This window comes from Rhodococcus sp. P14 (genome assembly GCF_000256505.1).
In the GTDB taxonomy this organism is placed as follows: domain Bacteria; phylum Actinomycetota; class Actinomycetes; order Mycobacteriales; family Mycobacteriaceae; genus Rhodococcus; species Rhodococcus ruber.
In genome coordinates this window covers 1-1,642 of record NZ_AJFC01000301.1, presented here as the reverse complement: position 1 = coordinate 1,642, position 1,642 = coordinate 1, and the positions used below count along the sequence as shown (strand labels likewise).

Below are 1,642 nucleotides of genomic sequence, written 5' to 3'. Positions count from 1 at the left end.
GTCTCCTTCTCGACCTTCATGAACACGTCCCCGACCTGGTCGGGCGGGAGCTGACGGTCCACCGGGGGGTTGATGATGGCGTGGTTCCAGTACAGGACCTTCTCCTGCGATTCGCGGTACCAGCGCTCGGCGTTGTCCTGGAACGGGGCGTAGAGCTCGCTGTTGGCGTTGAGCGTGCCGAGGAAGGAGGCCTTGTAGTCGGGGGACCGGCCCATCCAGCCGTAGGTCATCCGCGCCCAGGTGGCGATGGCGTCGCGCTCTTTCAGCAGGTCGTCGGAGGTCTTCGGGGTGCGGAAGAACGGCATGGTCACCCCGCCGTTGCCGGTGTCGGTGGGGCAGGTGAGGGTGCCGACGTGCTCACCGGTGTGCAGCGCGTCGTACAGCCGGGCGGTCATGCGGATGGAGTTGCGGAACGCCGGGTGGTTGGTGAAGTCCTTGACGCGCTCGCCGTGCAGCCAGATCTCGCGGCCGTCCTTGATCGACTCGATGTACTCGTCGCCGGTCATCGGTCGCGTGGCGAAGTTCTGCTGCCGGTTCGCCGGGGCGTCGGCGGCGACGTTGACCTCGGAACGGTCGATCGCGTTCTCGTCGGGACGGGACTCGAGGGTGGTCATGGCTGTCTCCTTGCGAATGGGACGTGACTGGGATGGAAGATGCGGGGTCAGCGGACGGCGGTGTCGACGTGCAGCGGGGTGAACCGGGTCCGGGCGTCGAACCAGCCGCTGTGCGGGTCGTCCATCGACCCGTTCCACGCCGCGGAGGCGCTCGGTGCGCCGAGTTCGTGGAAGGTGCTGCGGTAGAACAGCAGCGGCTCGGTGTCGCGGCACTGCGCGTCGACGATCTCGCCGATGTAGATGACGTGGTCGCCGCCGTCGTACTCGCGCCACGGAACGCAGGACAGGGTTGCCGCTGCTCCGGTGAGCACCGGTGCGGTGGGGCCGTCCTCGAACACCGGGCCGGGGGTCTGCGGCCGGCCGGCGAAGTGCAGGGCGGTGTCGACCTGGTCGGCGGCGAGGATGTTCACCGCGAACGGCGCGCCGGAGAGGAAGGCGCACGCCTTGGACGTCCGGGTCAGGGTGACCTGGCACAGGCGGGGCTCGAGGGAGACCGCGGTGAACGCGGTGACCGTTGCGCCGTGCGGGGTGCCCTCGTGGTTGGCGCAGGTGATCACGGTGACGCCACTTGCGAACTGTCCGAAGATGTTTCGGAGCCGACGCTGATCCATTTCGGCGCTCCTTGCCGGTCGTTCCGTCGTGATGTGATGTAGACCATAGGAGCGGTCGGACGGCCTTCGCGATCCGCTGAGCGCGGTCGCTATCCGTTCGACGCGGTCGTCATGACGAACGACGCTGTTTGCCCGGGGACGTGTTGCTCATCACACTGGGTAGTAGTGTTCGCGGACACGGGCTGAAAGCCCTCGGACGACACGGGCTGAAATGCCCCGAGGATGCAGGGCCGAAGGTCCCGAGAATGCACACGGGAGGTGCACACGTGGTGTCGACGCCGGAGCCGGTCGACTGGGACGAGGCCGAGCATGTGGTGTCCGACGCGTATTTCCCGCACACCCTGACCCCGCTCGCACGAGGTTCGGAACCCCATGTCAACGTGCGGTCGCTGCAGCTCGGTCCGCTGCGGCTCCCGC

General features: G+C 67.6%; 2 protein-coding genes. Both read right to left on the bottom strand.

Annotation, left to right across the window (positions count from 1 at the left end):
* Window positions 1-614 (bottom strand): 4-hydroxyphenylacetate 3-hydroxylase N-terminal domain-containing protein (locus OEY_RS0121130; RefSeq protein WP_010595768.1); only part of this gene is annotated, 614 nt, incomplete at its 3' end.
* 47 nt (window positions 615-661) lie between these two features.
* The gene (locus OEY_RS0121125; protein ID WP_010595767.1) at window positions 662-1,225 is read right to left on the bottom strand and encodes a flavin reductase family protein; all 564 of its coding nucleotides are present in this window, start codon (window positions 1,223-1,225) and stop codon (window positions 662-664) included.
* Window positions 1,226-1,642 lie beyond the last annotated feature (417 nt).

Coding starts and splice junctions, on each gene's coding strand:
- OEY_RS0121125 (WP_010595767.1), bottom strand. CDS start 1,225: ATGGATCAGCGTCGGCTCCGAAACATCTTCGGACAGTTCGCAAGTGGC.